General features: G+C 70.4%; 16 protein-coding genes. All 16 read left to right on the top strand.

The annotated features are described in order from the left end of the window. The first annotated feature begins 32 nt into the window (after window positions 1–32). The 16 genes from mqnC to nuoK all read left to right on the top strand — a co-directional run bounded on the left by mqnC (window position 33) and on the right by nuoK (window position 16,851). On the top strand, window positions 33–1,223 hold the full coding sequence (gene mqnC / locus GSF22_RS06985) for a cyclic dehypoxanthinyl futalosine synthase (RefSeq protein WP_208812025.1): 1,191 nt from the start codon (window positions 33–35) through the stop codon (window positions 1,221–1,223). 437 nt (window positions 1,224–1,660) lie between these two features. Continuing rightward, a complete protein-coding gene (locus tag GSF22_RS06980) occupies window positions 1,661–2,884 on the top strand; it encodes an LPXTG cell wall anchor domain-containing protein (protein WP_208812023.1) in 1,224 nt (407 codons plus the stop codon). Between the two features lie 124 nt (window positions 2,885–3,008). Continuing rightward, complete coding sequence (locus GSF22_RS06975; RefSeq protein WP_208812021.1) at window positions 3,009–3,719, top strand: demethylmenaquinone methyltransferase; 711 nt, start codon at window positions 3,009–3,011, stop codon at window positions 3,717–3,719. Window positions 3,720–3,841: 122 nt separating this feature from the next. Beyond that, a complete protein-coding gene (locus GSF22_RS06970; RefSeq protein ID WP_244366490.1) occupies window positions 3,842–4,114 on the top strand; it encodes a hypothetical protein in 273 nt (90 codons plus the stop codon). Window positions 4,115–4,380: 266 nt separating this feature from the next. Next, window positions 4,381–5,658: a geranylgeranyl reductase family protein gene (locus GSF22_RS06965; RefSeq protein ID WP_208812019.1), complete on the top strand. Its 1,278-nt coding sequence runs from the start codon at window positions 4,381–4,383 to the stop codon at window positions 5,656–5,658. A gap of 100 nt (window positions 5,659–5,758) precedes the next feature. Continuing rightward, entirely contained in the window at window positions 5,759–6,124 is a 366-nt protein-coding gene (locus GSF22_RS06960) for an NADH-quinone oxidoreductase subunit A (RefSeq protein ID WP_208812017.1), read from the top strand. Window positions 6,125–6,137: 13 nt separating this feature from the next. Further along, on the top strand, window positions 6,138–6,812 hold the full coding sequence (locus GSF22_RS06955) for a NuoB/complex I 20 kDa subunit family protein (RefSeq protein ID WP_208812015.1): 675 nt from the start codon (window positions 6,138–6,140) through the stop codon (window positions 6,810–6,812). After that, window positions 6,809–7,549: an NADH-quinone oxidoreductase subunit C gene (locus GSF22_RS06950; protein ID WP_208812013.1), complete on the top strand. Its 741-nt coding sequence runs from the start codon at window positions 6,809–6,811 to the stop codon at window positions 7,547–7,549. The genes GSF22_RS06955 and GSF22_RS06950 overlap by 4 nt, the downstream gene beginning before the upstream one ends. Continuing rightward, the gene (locus GSF22_RS06945) at window positions 7,546–8,871 is read left to right on the top strand and encodes an NADH-quinone oxidoreductase subunit D (RefSeq protein WP_208812010.1); all 1,326 of its coding nucleotides are present in this window, start codon (window positions 7,546–7,548) and stop codon (window positions 8,869–8,871) included. The genes GSF22_RS06950 and GSF22_RS06945 overlap by 4 nt, the downstream gene beginning before the upstream one ends. Further along, window positions 8,868–9,911, top strand: coding sequence for an NADH-quinone oxidoreductase subunit NuoE (gene nuoE / locus GSF22_RS06940; protein ID WP_208812027.1), 1,044 nt, complete (start codon window positions 8,868–8,870; stop codon window positions 9,909–9,911). Before GSF22_RS06945 ends, nuoE begins: the two co-directional genes overlap by 4 nt. Then, entirely contained in the window at window positions 9,908–11,224 is a 1,317-nt protein-coding gene (nuoF, locus tag GSF22_RS06935; RefSeq protein WP_208812008.1) for an NADH-quinone oxidoreductase subunit NuoF, read from the top strand. Before nuoE ends, nuoF begins: the two co-directional genes overlap by 4 nt. A gap of 55 nt (window positions 11,225–11,279) precedes the next feature. After that, window positions 11,280–13,775: an NADH-quinone oxidoreductase subunit G gene (locus tag GSF22_RS06930; protein ID WP_208812007.1), complete on the top strand. Its 2,496-nt coding sequence runs from the start codon at window positions 11,280–11,282 to the stop codon at window positions 13,773–13,775. After that, window positions 13,772–15,127, top strand: a complete 1,356-nt coding sequence (gene nuoH, locus GSF22_RS06925; protein WP_208812005.1) for an NADH-quinone oxidoreductase subunit NuoH — start codon at window positions 13,772–13,774, stop codon at window positions 15,125–15,127. Before GSF22_RS06930 ends, nuoH begins: the two co-directional genes overlap by 4 nt. A gap of 1 nt (window position 15,128) precedes the next feature. Further along, window positions 15,129–15,764, top strand: coding sequence for an NADH-quinone oxidoreductase subunit NuoI (gene nuoI, locus GSF22_RS06920; protein WP_208812003.1), 636 nt, complete (start codon window positions 15,129–15,131; stop codon window positions 15,762–15,764). Beyond that, complete coding sequence (locus GSF22_RS06915; RefSeq protein ID WP_208812001.1) at window positions 15,761–16,534, top strand: NADH-quinone oxidoreductase subunit J; 774 nt, start codon at window positions 15,761–15,763, stop codon at window positions 16,532–16,534. Before nuoI ends, GSF22_RS06915 begins: the two co-directional genes overlap by 4 nt. Continuing rightward, window positions 16,534–16,851 carry an NADH-quinone oxidoreductase subunit NuoK gene (gene nuoK, locus GSF22_RS06910; protein ID WP_208811999.1) on the top strand — a complete coding sequence of 106 codons (318 nt, stop codon included), beginning with the start codon at window positions 16,534–16,536 and terminating at the stop codon, window positions 16,849–16,851. The genes GSF22_RS06915 and nuoK overlap by 1 nt, the downstream gene beginning before the upstream one ends. Window positions 16,852–16,861 lie beyond the last annotated feature (10 nt).

Below are 16,861 nucleotides of genomic sequence, written 5' to 3'. Positions count from 1 at the left end.
GGGCGGGAACCGGGCGACGTACCCTCGGAACCGTGACGACGAGCCGGGAGATCGACAGCATCCTGCAGCGTGGCGCGGACGGCGGGCGGATCACGCCCGAGGAGGCGCTGCTGCTCTACACCGACGCGCCCTTCCACGCGCTGGGCGAGGCCGCCGACGCGGTACGCCGACGCCGGTACCCGGACAACATCGTGACGTACCTGATCGATCGCAACATCAACTACACCAACGTCTGCGTGACGGCGTGCAAGTTCTGCGCGTTCTACCGGGCGCCCAAGCACCGCGAGGGCTGGACCCACCCGACCGAGGAGATCCTGCGCCGCTGCGGGGAGGCGGTCGAGTTGGGGGCCACCCAGGTGATGCTCCAGGGCGGCCACCACCCCGACTACGGCGTCGAGTACTACGAGGAGCTGTTCTCCTCGGTCAAGCAGGCGTACCCGCAGCTCGCCATCCACTCGATCGGCCCGAGCGAGATCCTGCACATGGCGAAGGTCTCCGGCGTGAGCCTGGACGAGGCGATCGCCCGGATCAAGGTTGCCGGGCTGGACTCGATCGCCGGTGCCGGTGCCGAGATGCTGCCGGACCGGCCACGGAAGGCCATCGCCCCGCTCAAGGAGTCCGGCGCCCGCTGGCTGGAGGTCATGGAGCTGGCCCACCGGCAGGGCCTGGAGTCGACCGCGACGATGATGATGGGCACCGGCGAGACCAACGCCGAGCGGATCGAGCACCTGCGCATGATCCGTGACGTGCAGGACCGGACCGGCGGCTTCCGGGCCTTCATCCCGTGGACGTACCAGCCGGAGAACAACCACCTCAAGGGGCGTACCCAGGCGACCGCTCTGGAGTACCTGCGGCTGGTCGCGGTGGCCCGGCTGTTCTTCGAGACCGTGCCGCACCTCCAGGCGTCCTGGTTGACGACCGGCAAGGACGTCGGCCAGCTCGCCCTGCACATGGGGGTCGACGACCTCGGCTCGATCATGCTGGAGGAGAACGTCATCTCCTCGGCCGGTGCCCGGCACCGCTCCAACCTGCACGAACTGATCGGCATGATCCGTTCCGCCGACCGGATCCCGGCCCAGCGGGACACCCTGTACCGGCGGCTCGCCGTGCACCACACCCCGGCCGACGACCCGACCGACGACCGGGTCGTGTCGCACTTCTCGTCGATCGCCCTGCCGGGCGGCGGGGCCCGCCGGTCGCTGCCGCTGGTCGACGCGCAGTGACCGCACGGTAGCGCTCGTCGTCGATTCGATGGACGAATGACGTCAGGCTGATAACGGCTCCATCACACCGATGGCGGACCCGCCCGTGGGAAGCTACTTTCCGCAGGTCAGCCCGGTTGCTGTCGGCGCCGTACCCAGTCGGCGCCCGGTGATTCCGGCAGTCGTCCTCCATCGGCCCGCGCGGGCCGTTCATATAGATGCACGGCACTGCGGGCGGGGTGGTCGACACCCCGCCCGCGGTGTCCGTCCACCGTGACCGGGCTGCCGCACCCCACCGTGAACCGGCGCTGTCGTTTGTCGATCACGTTGCCCGGACGGCCGACGGTCGGGCTGCCGTCGGATGAATTTCCTGCTCACCGGTGTGGACTGCTGGCGTGACGGGTTCACGTCGGATAGCGTCCGCTCGCCCTCTGTCTTCCCTTTCCCCCGGGGTATCGATGATTTCGCACAACCGTTCCACCCTGGCGCGCCTCGGTGCCGTCGCCCTGCTGGCCGCCGGTGGGCTCGCCACCGTCGCCGCCCCGGCACACGCCGCCGACCAGGCGGACCTCGCGGTCGTACCGGTCAGCTCGGCGCTGGCCAAGGGCGTCACCGAGGCCAACCTGAAGCCCTTCAAGTTCACCGTCTACAACCTCACCGAATCGGTGACGGCGCGGAACGTGACGGTCACCGTCGACACCGCCGAACTCAAGGCCAACCGGGTCGGCTACCTGATCCCCGACGGGTGCACGGTCTCCGGCACCCGATTCACCTGCCTCCTCGGCGACCTGGCCGGCGGGACGACCGGTGAGTTCGGTCTGCCGCTGTTCAGCACCGGCGGCAAGGGCAACGGCGGGTCCCTGACGGTCACCGTGCGGTCGGACAACCCCGACCCGCAGGAGGGGAACAACAGCGAGACGGTGGACATCACGGTCACCAAGCCGGGGTACGACCTGAGCGCCTGGTCCCAGGACGTCTACGCCGACGTGGTGGTGGACGCCGACTCCGCCGGGGAGACCGGCCTGACGCCGGTCGCGCCCGGTGACACCGCGCCGCTGGACTGGGTGGTCTACAACGGCGGCAGCAGCCGGGCGACCGGTGTCCTCTACGGCCTCAGCCTGCCGAAGGGCGCCACCTTCGCCGAGTTGCCGGAGAGCTGCGAGCAGCAGTCGCTCGGTGACCTCACCGTCGCGTACTGCGAGGAGAGCGGCCTGGTGCTGGAGCCGGGCGAGTTCTGGACCGACGCGGTCCGGGTGAAGGTCGGCGCGGACGTGACCGGGAAGGTGCTCACCCCCGGTGTGCTCTTCGCGGTGGGGCTGGACCGGGCGACCGGCGAGGAGCCGGCCGAGGAGCCGCGCCGGGCGACGGGTACGCAGCGGAAGACCTTCGAGGAGGTCGACGAGGCGGACAACAACTCGGTCTTCGACATCTTCGTGGGGGAGAAGACCTCCCCGAGCCCGACCCCGACCGGTACGGCCACGCCCACCGTCGCACCGACCGCACCGGGTGACGGTGACGGTGGGGCCGGTGGCGGTGGGCCGCTGCCGGTGACCGGGGCGCAGGCCGGCCTGATCGGCGGGATCGGCCTGGCCGTCCTCGCCGCCGGTGCGGTGCTCTTCGTACTGGCCCGCCGTCGTCGGGTCGTGCTGGTGACCCCGGGCGACGAGAAGCCGACCGTCTGACCGGCGGATCCGTACCCGACGGGGCGCCGGCGGCCAGGCCGCCGACGCCCCGTCGGCACGTGACGGGCGTGACGCGGGCCGAGGCCGGTGCCGGTACGCCACGGGCGGCTGGCAGAGTGGAGGGGTGAGCCGTATCCCGCAGGGCCACCGGGCCAGCCTGGACAAGCAGCCGCACGAGGTCGCCGCGATGTTCGACGGCGTGGCCTCCCGCTACGACCTGACCAACACGGTGCTCTCCTTCGGGCAGGACCGGGGCTGGCGCCGGGCCACCCGGCAGGCACTGGATCTCCTCCCCGGCGAGCGGGTGCTCGACGTGGGTGCCGGTACCGGTGTGTCGACCGAGGAACTGGCCCGCTCCGGGGCGTACGCGGTCGGCGTCGACCTCTCCCTCGGCATGCTGTACGCGGGCAAGCGGAGCCGTCCACTGGTGCCCCTGCTCGCCGGGGACGCGCTGCGGCTGCCCTTTGCCGACGCCAGCTTCGACGCGGTGACCATCTCCTTCTGCCTGCGCAACGTGGCCGACACCGACGCGGCACTGCGCGAGCTGGCCCGGGTCACCCGGCCCGGTGGCCGGCTCGTGGTCTGCGAGTTCAGTACGCCCACGAACCCGGCGTTCCGGACCGTCTACCTGTCGTACCTGATGCGGTCGTTGCCGGCGGTCGCCCGTACGGTGTCGAGCAACCCGGAGGCGTACGTCTATCTGGCGGAGTCGGTGCGCGCGTGGCCGGACCAGAAGGCCCTGGCCGGGCGGATCAGCGGTGCCGGCTGGGGCAAGGTGGCCTGGCGCAACCTGACCGGGGGTGTGGTGGCGCTGCACCGGGGCATCCGCCCCTGACGCCGTCACCGGACGCCACCGCCCTGACGCCGTCACCGGACGTCGCCACCGGGGGTTCCGGCCTGGCGAAGATTTCCGGGGTTATCGGCAATTAGTCCGATTTGGCCGGTAGGCTGGCCCCCATGACGGGCACAGAGCACCCGGCCGGCGTGGCGGCGGAGGGCACCGACGCCAGCGATCTCGTCGCGGAGCTGCGGCAGCTTGCCGGCGCCGACCCGGCCGGGGTGCGGCAGGTCGTCGCCGAGGTGCTGGCCGCCCTCGACCGGGCCGCCGGAGGTGTGCTCCGGGACCAGTTGCCCGAGGCGATCCGGCGTGATGTCGCGGACGCCGAGTCGGCCGGGTCCGACAGGGCCACGGTGATCGCACCCGACGTGTCGGTGGCAACCCGGGAGTGATTCGCGTAACATCGCTCGGTTGTCACTGTGTGTCGATTGTTTTTCGGCCATGCTGTCCGGTTTCCGGTCCGGGGTACCCGGGGTGAGCGTGGGGATCGCTTCGCGGGGCGCCGGAAGGGCTCCCACGGACCCCTGTTTCGAGGGCTGAGATCCCCGTCACCTCGGCAAGTTAGGTACCCCTAACCCCGGGGCGGTGTCGTGGCGGTCATAGACTCCCTCCTCGACTGGCTTGTGAAGCATTTCACGAGCGCTGGGAGGAGGCCCGGATGACCGCGATGGAGCACGACGCCGACGTGATCGTCGTGGGCGCCGGTCCCGGCGGCTCGGCCACGGCGTACCACCTCGCCCGGCACGGCGTACGGGTGCTGCTGCTGGAGAAGACCGAGTTTCCCCGCGAGAAGGTGTGCGGCGACGGGCTCACCCCGCGGGCGGTGAAGCAGCTCGTCAGCATGGGTGTGGACACCTCGCCCGAGGCCGGCTGGCTGCACAACCGGGGACTGCGGGTGATCGGCGGGGGCATCCGGCTGGAGCTGGACTGGCCCGAGCTGGCCAGCTTCCCCAGCTACGGCCTGGTACGCACCCGGCTCGACTTCGACGACCTGCTGGCCAAGCGCGCGGTCGCCGTCGGCGCCGAGCTGCGTACCGGCGTCAACGTGATGTCCCCGGTGCTGGACGCCACCGGTCGGGTCGTCGGCGTCAACGCCGAGGTCGGCCCGGACAAGGTCCCGACCGCCTTCCACGCGCCGCTGGTGGTCGCCGCCGACGGTGTCTCCGGCCGGTTCCCGCTCGCCCTCGGCCTGGCCAAGCGGGAGGACCGTCCGATCGGGGTCGCGGTCCGGCGGTACTACCGCTCGCCCGCCAAGCACGACGACAACTACCTCGAATCCTGGCTGGAACTGCGCAGCAAGGAGAACCCGGACAAGCTCCTGCCGGGGTACGGCTGGATCTTCGGCATGGGCGACGGCCGGGTCAACGTCGGCCTCGGGGTGCTCAACTCCTCGTCCGCCTTCGGCAAGACGAACTACCGCCGACTGCTCACCGACTGGCTCGCCACCACCCCCGAGGACTGGGGGATGACCGACGACGCCAACGCCGACGGCCCGATCCTCGGTGCCGCGCTGCCGATGGGCTTCAACCGGGTACCGCACTACACCCGGGGTGTGCTGCTGGTCGGTGACTCCGGCGGCATGGTCAACCCGTTCAACGGTGAGGGCATCGCGTACGCGATGGAGTCCGGTGCGCTGGCCGCCGAGGTCGTGGCGCAGGCGCTGGCCCGGCCGGCGGGTGCCGAACGGGAACGCGCGCTGGCGCAGTACCCGGCCGAGCTGAAGGCCCGCTACGGCGGGTACTACCGGCTGGGCGGGATCTTCGTCAAGCTGATCGGCCGTCCGGAGATCATGCGGATCGCCACCCGGCACGGCATGCCGCACCCCACCCTGATGCGCTTCGTGCTCAAGCTGCTGGCCAACCTGACCGACCCCCGTGGCGGGGACGCGATGGACCGGGTCATCAACGCGATGACGAAGGTGGCACCGGCCGTGTAGTGGTCAACGTCCACCCCGCGCGGGGTGACCCTTACGGCTGTGAATATTGTGATTTTTGCTGACCATTTCGAGGGCAGGGAAGGACGAGCAGGAGAAAACCATGTCGCTCTCGCCTTACGCACCCATCATCGGGCTGTTCGCCCTCGCCGCGGGCTTCGCGCTCTTCTCGGTCGGCGCCGCCCGCTTCGCCGGACCGCGGCGCTACAACAAGGCCAAACTCGACGCGTACGAGTGTGGCATCGAGCCGAGCCCTCAGCCGGTCGGCGGCGGGCGGTTCCCGATCAAGTTCTACCTGACGGCGATGCTCTTCATCGTCTTCGACATCGAGATCATCTTCCTCTACCCCTGGGCGGTCTCGTTCGACGCCCTGCCGATCTTCGGCTTCGTGGAGATGGTCCTGTTCATCGTCGCGGTCTTCGTCGCGTACGCCTACGTCTGGCGGCGCGGCGGCCTGGACTGGGACTGAGGGAGGAACGCAGATGGGTATCGAGGAGAAGCTTCCCGCCGGCGTCCTGCTCACCTCGGTGGAGAAGCTGGTCAACTGGTCCCGTAAGTCCTCCGTGTGGGGAGCGACCTTCGGCCTGGCCTGCTGCGCCATCGAGATGATGGCGGCCGGTGGCCCGCACTACGACATGGGCCGCTGGGGCATGGAGGTCTTCCGGGCCTCGCCCCGGCAGGCGGACCTGATGATCGTCGCCGGCCGGGTGAGCCAGAAGATGGCCCCGGTCCTGCGGCAGATCTACGACCAGATGGCCGAGCCCCGCTGGGTCCTCTCGATGGGCGTCTGCGCCAGCAGCGGTGGCATGTTCAACAACTACGCCATCGTGCAGGGCGTCGACCACGTCGTACCGGTCGACATGTACCTTCCGGGCTGCCCGCCCCGGCCGGAGATGCTGATCGACGCGATCCTCAAGCTGCGCGAGAAGATCATGCACGAGCCGCTCGGCCCGAACGGCCGCAAGATGCTCGAAGCCCGCCAGGCGCGCGGCGACGTGCCGGTCGTCCCCTACGGCTCGATGCCCTCCTCGTACCGCTCGGACAAGGCCCGGCGGGCCCAGTGGACCCAGGCGGTCCGCGAGGGGCGCGAGGAGCAGTTGCGGATCGAGAACTGGATGAACGCCCAGAACCACCTGGCAGGGGGTGCCCACAAGTGACGACTCCGGCACCGAGTGAGAAGCCGGGTGGCGGCGTACCGGCGCAGGCCCCGCCGGTCGGCGCCACCAGCGGCGCCCCGGCCGAGTACCCGCCGGCCAGCACCGCCGGCCGTGGCATGTTCGGTATCCAGGGCAGCGGGGACACCTCCGGCTTCGGCGGGCTGGTCCGGCCGCGCCGGGAGGTCGAGGGGAGCCCCCGCCCGTACGGCGGCTACTTCGACGAGGTCACCGACGCGCTGGAGGAGGCGTACCCGGCCTTCGCCGACGCCGTGGAGAAGGTGGTCGTCGACCGGGGCGAGCTGACCATCCACGTCCGCCCCGAGCGGATCGCCGAGGTCTGCCAGGTGATGCGGGACGACCTGTCGCTCCGCTTCGAGCTCTGCTCCTCGGTGTCCGGCGCGGACTACCTCGGCGCGGACCAGCGGCGGCTGCACGTCGTCTACCACCTGACCTCGATGACCTACCGCCACCGGGTCCGCCTGGAGGCCGCCGTCTCCGTCGAGGACCCGCACCTGCCGAGTGTGACGGCCATCTACCCGACCGCCGACTGGCAGGAGCGGGAGGCGTACGACATGTTCGGCGTGGTCTTCGACGGCCACCCCGCCCTCACCCGGATCCTCATGCCGGACGACTGGGAGGGGCACCCGCAGCGCAAGGACTACCCGCTCGGTGGGGTGCCGGTCGAGTACAAGGGCGCCGAGATCCCGCCGCCGGACCGTCGGAGGTCTTACCAGTGACCACTCCCAACTACGCCACCGAGCGCGAGACGACCGAGGGTCGCGTCTTCACCGTCACCGGCGGGGACTGGGACACCGTCGTCTCCGGTACGGACCCGATCAACGACGAGCGGATCGTCGTCAACATGGGTCCGCAGCACCCCTCCACGCACGGCGTGCTCCGGCTGATCCTGGAGCTGGAGGGGGAGACGGTCCGCGAGGCCCGGTCGGTGATCGGCTACCTGCACACCGGTATCGAGAAGAACCTCGAATACCGCAACTGGGTGCAGGGCACCACCTTCGTCACCCGGATGGACTACCTGTCGCCGATCTTCAACGAGACGGCGTACAGCCTGGCGGTGGAGAAGCTCCTCGGCATCACCGACGAGATCACCGAGCGGGCCAACACCATCCGGGTGCTGATGATGGAGCTCAACCGGATCTCCTCGCACCTGGTCTGGCTCGCCACCACCGGTATGGAGCTGGGCGCCATCTCGATCATGCTCTACGGCTTCCGTGAGCGTGAGTACATCCTGGACATCTTCGAGATGATCACCGGGCTGCGGATGAACATGGCGTACGTCCGGCCCGGCGGGGTCGCCCAGGACGTGCCGGACGAGGCGATCGTCAAGATCCGCGAGTTCCTCAAGATGATGCCGAAGCGGCTCAAGGAGTACGAGGACCTCCTCTCCGGTCAGCCGATCTGGATCGAGCGGACCAAGAACGTCGCGGTGCTCGACGTGACCGGTTGTGTCGCGCTCGGGGTGACCGGCCCGGTGCTGCGCTCCGCCGGTCTCGCCTGGGACCTGCGCAAGACCATGCCGTACTGCGGCTACGAGACCTACGAGTTCGACGTCCCCACCCACCCGGACGGCGACGTCTGGGGCCGGTACCTGGTCCGGCTCGCCGAGATCCGGGAGTCGCTGAAGCTCGTCGAGCAGGCGCTGGACCGGCTGAAGCCGGGCCCGGTGATGGTCGCCGACCGGAAGATCGCCTGGCCGGCGCAGCTCGCCATCGGCGTCGACGGGATGGGCAACTCGCTGGAGCACGTCGCCAAGATCATGGGTCAGTCGATGGAGTCGCTGATCCACCACTTCAAGCTCGTCACCGAGGGTTTCCGGGTACCGCCCGGCCAGGTCTACGTCGCGGTCGAGTCGCCGCGCGGCGAGCTGGGCGTACACGCGGTCTCCGACGGTGGCACCCGGCCCTACCGGGTGCACTACCGGGAGCCGAGCTTCGTCAACCTCCAGGCCATCCCGGCGATGGCCGAGGGCGGGCTGATCGCCGACGTGATCGCCGGCGGCGCCTCTCTGGACCCCGTGATGGGTGGGTGTGATCGCTGATGGGTTTCTCTGACGAGACGCGCGAGCGGGCGCGGGAGATCATCGCCCGCTATCCGGCGGACCGGTCCCGCTCGGCGCTGCTGCCGCTGCTGCACCTGGTGCAGTCCGAGGAGGGTTACGTCTCCCCGGCCGGTGTCGAGTTCTGCGCCGAGGTCCTCGGCCTGAACAAGGCCCAGGTCGGCGCGGTCGCCACCTTCTACACCATGTACAAGCGCCGGCCGACCGGTGACTACCTGGTCAGCGTCTGCACCAACACCATGTGCAACGTGCTGGGCGGGCAGGAGGTCTACGACACCGTCGCCGAGTACCTCGGCGTCGGGCACGAGGAGACCACCGCCGACGGGAAGATCACCCTGGAGCACGCCGAGTGCCTCGCGGCCTGCGACTACGGGCCGGTGCTGACCGTCAACTACGACTTCTTCGACGGCGTCGACCCGGCCGGAGCGGTCAAGATCGTCGACGAGCTGCGGGCCGGTGGCCGGCCCACGCCGTCGCGGGGCGCCCGGCTCTGCACCCTCAGGGAGATGTCGGTGCAGCTCGCCGGCTTCGCCGACAGCCGCGAGGGCGCGGTGGCCGACGGGGTACCGGGCGAGCCGACCCTGCGCGGTCTGCGCCTGGCCGAGCAGCACGGCATCTCGGTGCCGGGCTTCGACCCGAACACCCCGATCCGCAGCAAGGACGCCCCGGCCCCGGCCACCCCGGCCAAGGCCGCGCCGACCGGCAGCACCGCCCCGGACGTGAAGGCGCCGGACGCCAAGTCCCCGGAGGTGCGGGCGGCCGAAACCCGCCAGCCCGACGCGAAGACCCCCGCCCCGGACTCCCCGGGGACCAGGGTTCCGGTCGACGGCACCGCCCCGGCACCGCGCGACGCGCAGGCCGCCGAGGCGGCCGGGGTCGCCGAGAACGCCCCGGCCGGCGACGGCAAGCCCGCCGGTGATTCGTCGGAGGCGCAGGAGCGCTCGCTCGACGAGGCATCGGCGAGTGCGAGGAGTGAGCTTGCGAGCCCCGCAGTCGCGAGCGAGAAGGAGGCACAGCAGTGACGACGCCTCGACCGGAGACGCTGGCCAAGCTGACCCCGGTACTCACCAAGCGCTGGCTCTCGCCGGACGCCTGGCAGCTACGGACCTACGAGCGGCTCGACGGGTACGCCGCGCTGCGCAAGGCGCTCAAGGCACACCCGGACGACCTGATCCAGCTCGTCAAGGACTCCGGCCTGCGTGGCCGGGGCGGTGCCGGCTTCCCCACCGGCCTGAAGTGGGGTTTCATCCCGCAGGGCGACGGCAAGCCGCACTACCTGGTGGTCAACGCCGACGAGGGCGAGCCGGGCACCTGCAAGGACCTGCCGCTGATGACCCACGACCCGCACTCGCTGGTCGAGGGCGTGATCATCGCGTCGTACGCGATCCGCGCCAACCGGGCGTACATCTACATCCGGGGTGAGGCGGTGCACGCGGCCCGTCGGCTGCGGCACGCGGTCGACGAGGCGTACGCCCGGGGTTACCTCGGCCGGAACATCCTCGGCTCCGGGTTCGACCTGGACCTGGTGGTGCACAGCGGCGCCGGGGCGTACATCTGCGGTGAGGAGACCGCGCTGCTGGACTCGCTGGAGGGCTTCCGGGGCCAGCCCCGGCTGCGCCCGCCGTTCCCGGCGACCCACGGCCTGTACGCCTGCCCGACCGTGGTCAACAACGTCGGCACCATCGCCAGCGTGCCGTACATCGTGCTCGGCGGCGCCGACTGGTGGAAGACCATGGGCACGGAGAAGTCCTCCGGTCCGATGATCTACTCGCTCTCCGGGCGGATCGCCAACCCCGGCCAGTACGAATGCTCGATGGGCGTCACGCTGCGGGAGCTGATCGAGCTGGCCGGCGGCATGAAGCCGGGGCACAACCTGCGGTTCTGGACCCCGGGTGGCTCGTCCACCCCGCTGCTGACCGCCGACCACCTGGACGTCCCGCTGGACTTCGAGGGCGTCGCGGCGGCCGGTTCGATCCTCGGCACCACGGCCACCCAGATCTTCTCCGACCAGGACTGCCCGGTCTACGCGACCTACCGGTGGCTGGAGTTCTACCACCACGAGTCGTGCGGCAAGTGCACCCCCTGCCGGGAGGGCAACTACTGGATGGTCCGGGTCTACCGGCGGATCCTCGCCGGTCAGGGCACCCACGAGGACCTGGACACCCTGCTGGACACGTGCGACAACGTGCTCGGCCGCGCGTTCTGCGGTCTGGGTGACGGTGCGACCAGCCCGGTGACCTCCTCGCTGAAGTACTTCAAGCAGGACTACCTCGACTACATCGAGGGTCGGAAGACTCCGAGGCTCTCGGAGAAGACCCTGGTGGGTGCGCACTGATGAGCGCGAGGCACGAGCTTGCGAGTCCCGCAGTCGCGAATGAGAGGCGGCTCTGATGACCGACGTTGCCAAGAACACCGACACCGTCACGCTCACCATCGACGGGGTCGAGGTGACCGCACCCAAGGGTGCGCTGATCATCCGGGTGGCCGAGCAGCTCGGCACGGAGATCCCCCGGTTCTGCGACCACCCGCTGCTGGCCCCGGCCGGCGCCTGCCGGCAGTGCCTGGTCGAGGTGGAGGGGCAGCGCAAGCCGGTGGCCTCCTGCACCCAGCCGGTCGCCGAGGGCATGGTGGTACGGACCCAGCTCACCTCCGACGTGGCCAAGAAGGCCCAGCAGGGGATCATGGAGCTGCTGCTGGTCAACCACCCGCTCGACTGCCCGATGTGCGACAAGGGTGGCGAGTGCCCGCTGCAGAACCAGGCCATGTCCACCGGGCGGACCGACTCGCGCTTCCACGAGCACAAGCGGGAGTACGAAAAGCCGCTGAACATCTCCTCCCAGGTGCTGCTGGACCGGGAGCGCTGCGTGCTCTGCCAGCGCTGCACCCGGTTCTCCGAGGAGATCGCCGGTGACAAGTTCATCGACCTGATGGGGCGCTCCTCGCACGAGGAGATCAACATCTACCGGGACGACGCGTACGGCGCGGACGACTCGGATGAGGGCGACGTCCCGTTCAACTCCTACTTCTCCGGCAACACGGTGCAGATCTGCCCGGTGGGGGCGCTCACCGGCGCCCAGTACCGGTTCCGGGCCCGCCCGTTCGACCTGGTCTCCACGCCCAGCGTGTGCGAGCACTGCTCCGCCGGTTGCGCCCAGCGCACCGACTGGCGGCGCGGCAAGGTGCTGCGCCGGCTGGCCGGCGACGACGCGGCGGTCAACGAGGAGTGGAACTGCGACAAGGGGCGCTGGGGCTTCCAGTACACCCGCGCGTTCGACCGGCTCACCACCCCGCTGGTGCGGGACTCCAAGACCGGTGAGCTGCGCGAGGCGTCCTGGAGCGAGGCACTGGCGGTGGCGGCCGAGGGGCTGCGCGCGGCCCGCGACGCCGGCCAGGGTACGGCGGTGCTGACCGGCGGCCGGCTGACCGTCGAGGACGCCTACGCGTACGCGAAGTTCGCCCGGGTCGCCCTGCACAGCAACGACATCGACTTCCGGGCCCGGCCGGTGAGCCGGGAGGAGACCGACTTCCTGGCCAGCAACGTCGCCGGGGTCACCGACGTGACCTACGCCGACGTGGAGAACGCCCCGGTCGTGGTGCTGGTCGGGCTGGAGCCGGAGGAGGAGTGCCCGATCCTCTTCCTGCGGCTGCGCAAGGCGTACCTCAAGCGCACGCTCAAGGTGTACGCGCTGGCCCCGTTCGCCACCCGTGGTCTGGAGAAGCTCGGCGCCAAGCTCGCCCGGGTGGTACCCGGCGAGGAGGCGCAGGTGCTCGCCGAGCACGCTACGGTCGCGGAGGCCCTCGGCACCCCGGGCGCCATCCTGATCGTCGGTGAGCGGCTCGGCAGCGTACCGGGTGGCCTCTCCGCCGCCGCCGACATCGCCCGGCGTACCGGCGCCAAGCTGGCCTGGGTGCCGCGCCGCGCCGGTGACCGGGGTGCGGTCGACGCGGGCTGCCTGCCCAACCTGCTGCCCGGTGGCCGGCTGGTGACCGAGCCGGGCGCCCGCGCCGAACTGGGCGAGGCGTGGGACGTGGCCGCCGGGATCATCCCGAGCCAGGCCGGCCGGGACACCGACCAGATCATCGCCGCTGCGGCGGCCGGTCAGCTCGGCGCCCTGGTGGTGGCGGGCGTCGACCCGTCCGACCTGGCCGACCCCCGGCTGGCCGAGCAGGCTCTGGACACGGTTCCCTTCCTGGTCAGCCTGGAGCTGCGCAACTCGGCGGTGGCCCGCCGGGCCGACGTGGTCTTCCCGGTCGCCCCGGTGGTCGAGAAGGCCGGCAGCTTCCTGGACTGGGAGGGCCGGCTGCGGACCTTCCAGGCGGTCCTGGAGACCACCGCGATGAACGACGGTCGCGTGCTGGACGCCATCGCCGCGCAGCTCGGGGTGGAGCTGGGCACCGCCGACGTGAACAGCGTCCGCCGCGAGCTGGGCTCGCTGCCGGCGACCCGGCAGGACCGCCCCGGCGCCCCGGTGGTGGAGCCGGCCCCGGTGCCGCGTACCAACCCGGGCGAGGCGGTCCTCGCCACCTGGCACCAGCTCATCGACCTGGGCAGCCTCACCGACGGTGACGAGTATCTGGGCGGTACCGCCCGGCCGCCGGTGGTCCGCCTCGGCAAGGGCACCGCGGAGGCGCTCGGCGTCGCCGACGGGGACGCGGTGACCGTCGGTACCGACCGGGGGGCGCTGACCCTGCCGGCGGCGATCACCGAGATGCCGGACGGTGTCGTCTGGCTGCCGACCAACTCGCCCGGTGCGACCGTACGGCGCAGCCTCGGCGTGACCTCCGGAGCCGTGGTGCGGATCTCCGCCGCCGCCCCGGCCCCGGTCGCGGCGGACGCGGCCGGTCGGCCCGGTCCGCTCCTCAACACCGCTGGGGGTGTCCAGTGAGCACGCTCTACCTGGCCCAGGATCCCACGCTGGCCGACTTCGGCCGGGATCCCTGGTGGCTGGTCCTGATAAAGATCGTCTTCGCGTTCGCCTTCGGGCTGGTCGCCACGCTGCTCGGCGTCTGGTTCGAGCGGAAGGTCGTCGGTTGGATGCAGGTCCGGCCCGGCCCCAACGTGGTCGGCCCGTTCGGTCTGCTCCAGACCCTCGCCGACGGCCTGAAGATGGCCTTCAAGGAGGACATCCTCCCGAAGAAGGCCGACAAGGTCGTCTACTTCTTCGCGCCGACCATCTCGGTGATCAGCGCGGTCACCGCGCTGTCGGTGATCCCGTTCGGTCCGATGGTCAGCATCTTCGGCCACCGGACGCCGTTGCAGGTCACCGACGTGTCGGTGGCGGTGCTGGTGGTGCTCGCCTGCTCCTCGATGGGCATCTACGGCATCGTGCTCGGTGGTTGGGCCTCCGGCTCGACCTACCCACTGCTCGGTGGTCTGCGGTCCAGCGCCCAGATGATCTCGTACGAGGTCGCGATGGGGCTCTCCATCGTGGCGGTCTTCATGACCGCGGGCACCATGTCCACCAGCGGGATCGTCGCCGCCCAGGCGGACGCCACCCGGCTGACCATCTTCGGCACCGAGATCCCGGCGCCCGGCTGGTACGCGATCCTGCTGCTGCCGAGCTTCATCATCTTCTTCATCGCCACGGTCGGTGAGACCAACCGGGCCCCGTTCGACCTGCCCGAGGCGGAGTCCGAGCTGGTCGCCGGCTTCATGACCGAGTACAGCTCGCTGAAGTTCGCGCTCTTCATGCTCTCCGAGTACGTGGCGATGGTGACCATGTCCGCGGTCACCGTGACGCTCTTCCTCGGCGGCTGGCGGGCGCCCGCACCGATCACCACCTTCTGGGCGGGGGCGAACTCCGGCTGGTGGCCGATGCTCTGGTTCTTCGGCAAGGTGCTGATCCTGGTCTTCGTCTTCGTCTGGCTGCGCGGCACGCTGCCCCGGCTCCGGTACGACCAGTTCATGCGGTTCGGCTGGAAGGTGCTGCTGCCGATCAACCTGGTCTGGATCCTGGTGCTCTCCGGTTTCCGCAAGGTCCAGGACCTCGACACCCCGGCCCGGTACCTCGCGGTCGGCATCCCGGCCGGCCTCCTGCTGCTCGCCGCGCTGCTCTGGCCGACCCGTCGGCCGCAGCCGAAGCCGACCGTCCAGGAGCAGGTCAACGCCCGGCCGCACGGCAGCTTCCCGCTGCCACCCATGGACCTTCAGGTCCCGCCGAGCCCGCGTACCCGGCGCCTGGTCGCCGAGCGGGAACCGGCGAACATCGGTGCCGCCCCGGTCGAGAAGGAGGTGTGACATGGGCGCGATCACGGGCACCTTCAAGGGTTTCGGGGTCACCTTCTCGCACATGTTCAAGAAGGTCGTCACCACTGACTACCCGTTCAAGCCGCCGGTCTCCGCGCCGCGCTACCACGGCCGGCACATCCTCAACCGGCACCCGGACGGGCTGGAGAAGTGCATCGGCTGTGAGCTGTGCGCCTGGGCCTGCCCGGCCGACGCGATCTACGTCGAGGGTGGCGACAACACCGAGGAGCAGCGCTTCTCGCCCGGTGAGCGGTACGCCAGCATCTACCAGATCAACTACGCCCGCTGCATCTTCTGCGGGCTCTGCATCGAGGCGTGCCCGACCCGCTCGCTGACCATGAGCAACGAGTACGAGCTGGCCCGCGACTCCCGGCAGGATCTGATCTTCACCAAGGAGCAGTTGCTCGCGCCGCTGCTGCCGGGCATGGAGCAGCCGCCGCACCCGATGCGGCTCGGTGACAGCGAGAAGGACTACTACGTCGGCGCGTTGACCAACCCGGGCACCTCGGCCGGCGCGGAGCGCTCGCCGAACGGCCGGTACGCCGTCGAGGAGCACCCGGGCGTGACGTTCCCGGGTGCCGAGCAGGCGGCCCAGCGGGCCGAAGCGGCAAAGGGGGAACGGGCATGACCGGCGGGCAGGCGGTGCTGGCCGCGACGGGGGCGGTGACCGGCGGTGAGGCCGTCACCTTCTGGATCCTCGCGCCGCTGGCGCTGGTCGGCGCGATCGGCATGGTCTGGGCCCGCAACGCCGTGCACTCGGCGCTCTGGCTGGTGCTGACCATGCTCTGCCTGGGTGTGTTCTACGTGCTCCAGGCCGGGCCGTTCATCGGCATGGTGCAGATCATCGTCTACACCGGCGCGATCATGATGCTCTTCCTGTTCGTGCTGATGCTGGTCGGCCGGGACGCCTCCGACTCGCTCATCGAGACCCTGCGCGGTCAGCGCCCGGTCGCGGTGCTGCTCGGGCTCGGCTTCGCCGGCCTGGTCGGCACCGGGCTCTACCGGGCGCTCCAGGGCAGCACCCCGGTCGGGCTGGAGCAGGCGAACGCCGAGGGCAACGTGCAGGGCATCGCCCGGCTGCTCTTCACCAAGTACGTGTTCGCCTTCGAGCTGACCTCGGCGCTGCTGATCACGGCGGCGGTCGGTGCGATGGTGCTGGCCCACGTGGAGCGCCGCAAGGCCGACAAGATGGACCAGATCGCCACCATGAAGGCCCGCTTCGCCCCGGGCAACTACCCCGGTCCGAAGCCCGGCCCGGGCGTCTACGCCACCTCGTCGTCGGTGGCCACCCCGGCCCGGCTGCCGGACGGCCGACTGACGGAGCGCAGCGTCCCGGAGATCCTGCCCACCCGGGAACTCTCCGAGTCGGAGACGACGCTGAAGGGGACGGAGAAGTAATGAACGAGTTCTTCTCGGTGGAGCCCGACTACTACCTGATCCTCGCCGCGGTGCTGTTCACCATCGGCGCGGTCGGGGTGCTCGTCCGGCGCAACGCCATCGTGCTCTTCATGTGCGTCGAGTTGATGCTCAACGCGGCCAACCTGGCGCTGGTCACGTTCAGCCGGATCAACGGCGACCTGAACGGCCAGATCATGGCGTTCTTCGTGATGGTGGTCGCGGCGGCCGAGGTCGTGATCGGTCTGGCCATCATCATGTCGATCTTCCGGACTCGACGCTCGGCGAGCGTCGACGACGCCAACCTGCTCAAGTACTAGAGGGGCCCAC

It is taken from the genome of Micromonospora echinofusca, assembly GCF_017614955.1.
GTDB classification, from domain to species: domain Bacteria; phylum Actinomycetota; class Actinomycetes; order Mycobacteriales; family Micromonosporaceae; genus Micromonospora; species Micromonospora echinofusca_A.
This window is presented reverse-complemented; position numbering and strand designations above follow the sequence as displayed.

Excerpts from the sequence above, each read along its gene's own strand:
- GSF22_RS06980 (WP_208812023.1), top strand. The coding sequence starts at position 1,661 with ATGATTTCGCACAACCGTTCCACCCTGGCGCGCCTCGGTGCCGTCGCC.
- GSF22_RS06970 (WP_244366490.1), top strand. The coding sequence starts at position 3,842 with ATGACGGGCACAGAGCACCCGGCCGGCGTGGCGGCGGAGGGCACCGAC.
- GSF22_RS06965 (WP_208812019.1), top strand. The coding sequence starts at position 4,381 with ATGACCGCGATGGAGCACGACGCCGACGTGATCGTCGTGGGCGCCGGT.
- GSF22_RS06960 (WP_208812017.1), top strand. The coding sequence starts at position 5,759 with ATGTCGCTCTCGCCTTACGCACCCATCATCGGGCTGTTCGCCCTCGCC.
- GSF22_RS06955 (WP_208812015.1), top strand. The coding sequence starts at position 6,138 with ATGGGTATCGAGGAGAAGCTTCCCGCCGGCGTCCTGCTCACCTCGGTG.
- GSF22_RS06930 (WP_208812007.1), top strand. The coding sequence starts at position 11,280 with ATGACCGACGTTGCCAAGAACACCGACACCGTCACGCTCACCATCGAC.
- nuoI (WP_208812003.1), top strand. The coding sequence starts at position 15,129 with ATGGGCGCGATCACGGGCACCTTCAAGGGTTTCGGGGTCACCTTCTCG.
- GSF22_RS06915 (WP_208812001.1), top strand. The coding sequence starts at position 15,761 with ATGACCGGCGGGCAGGCGGTGCTGGCCGCGACGGGGGCGGTGACCGGC.
- nuoK (WP_208811999.1), top strand. The coding sequence starts at position 16,534 with ATGAACGAGTTCTTCTCGGTGGAGCCCGACTACTACCTGATCCTCGCC.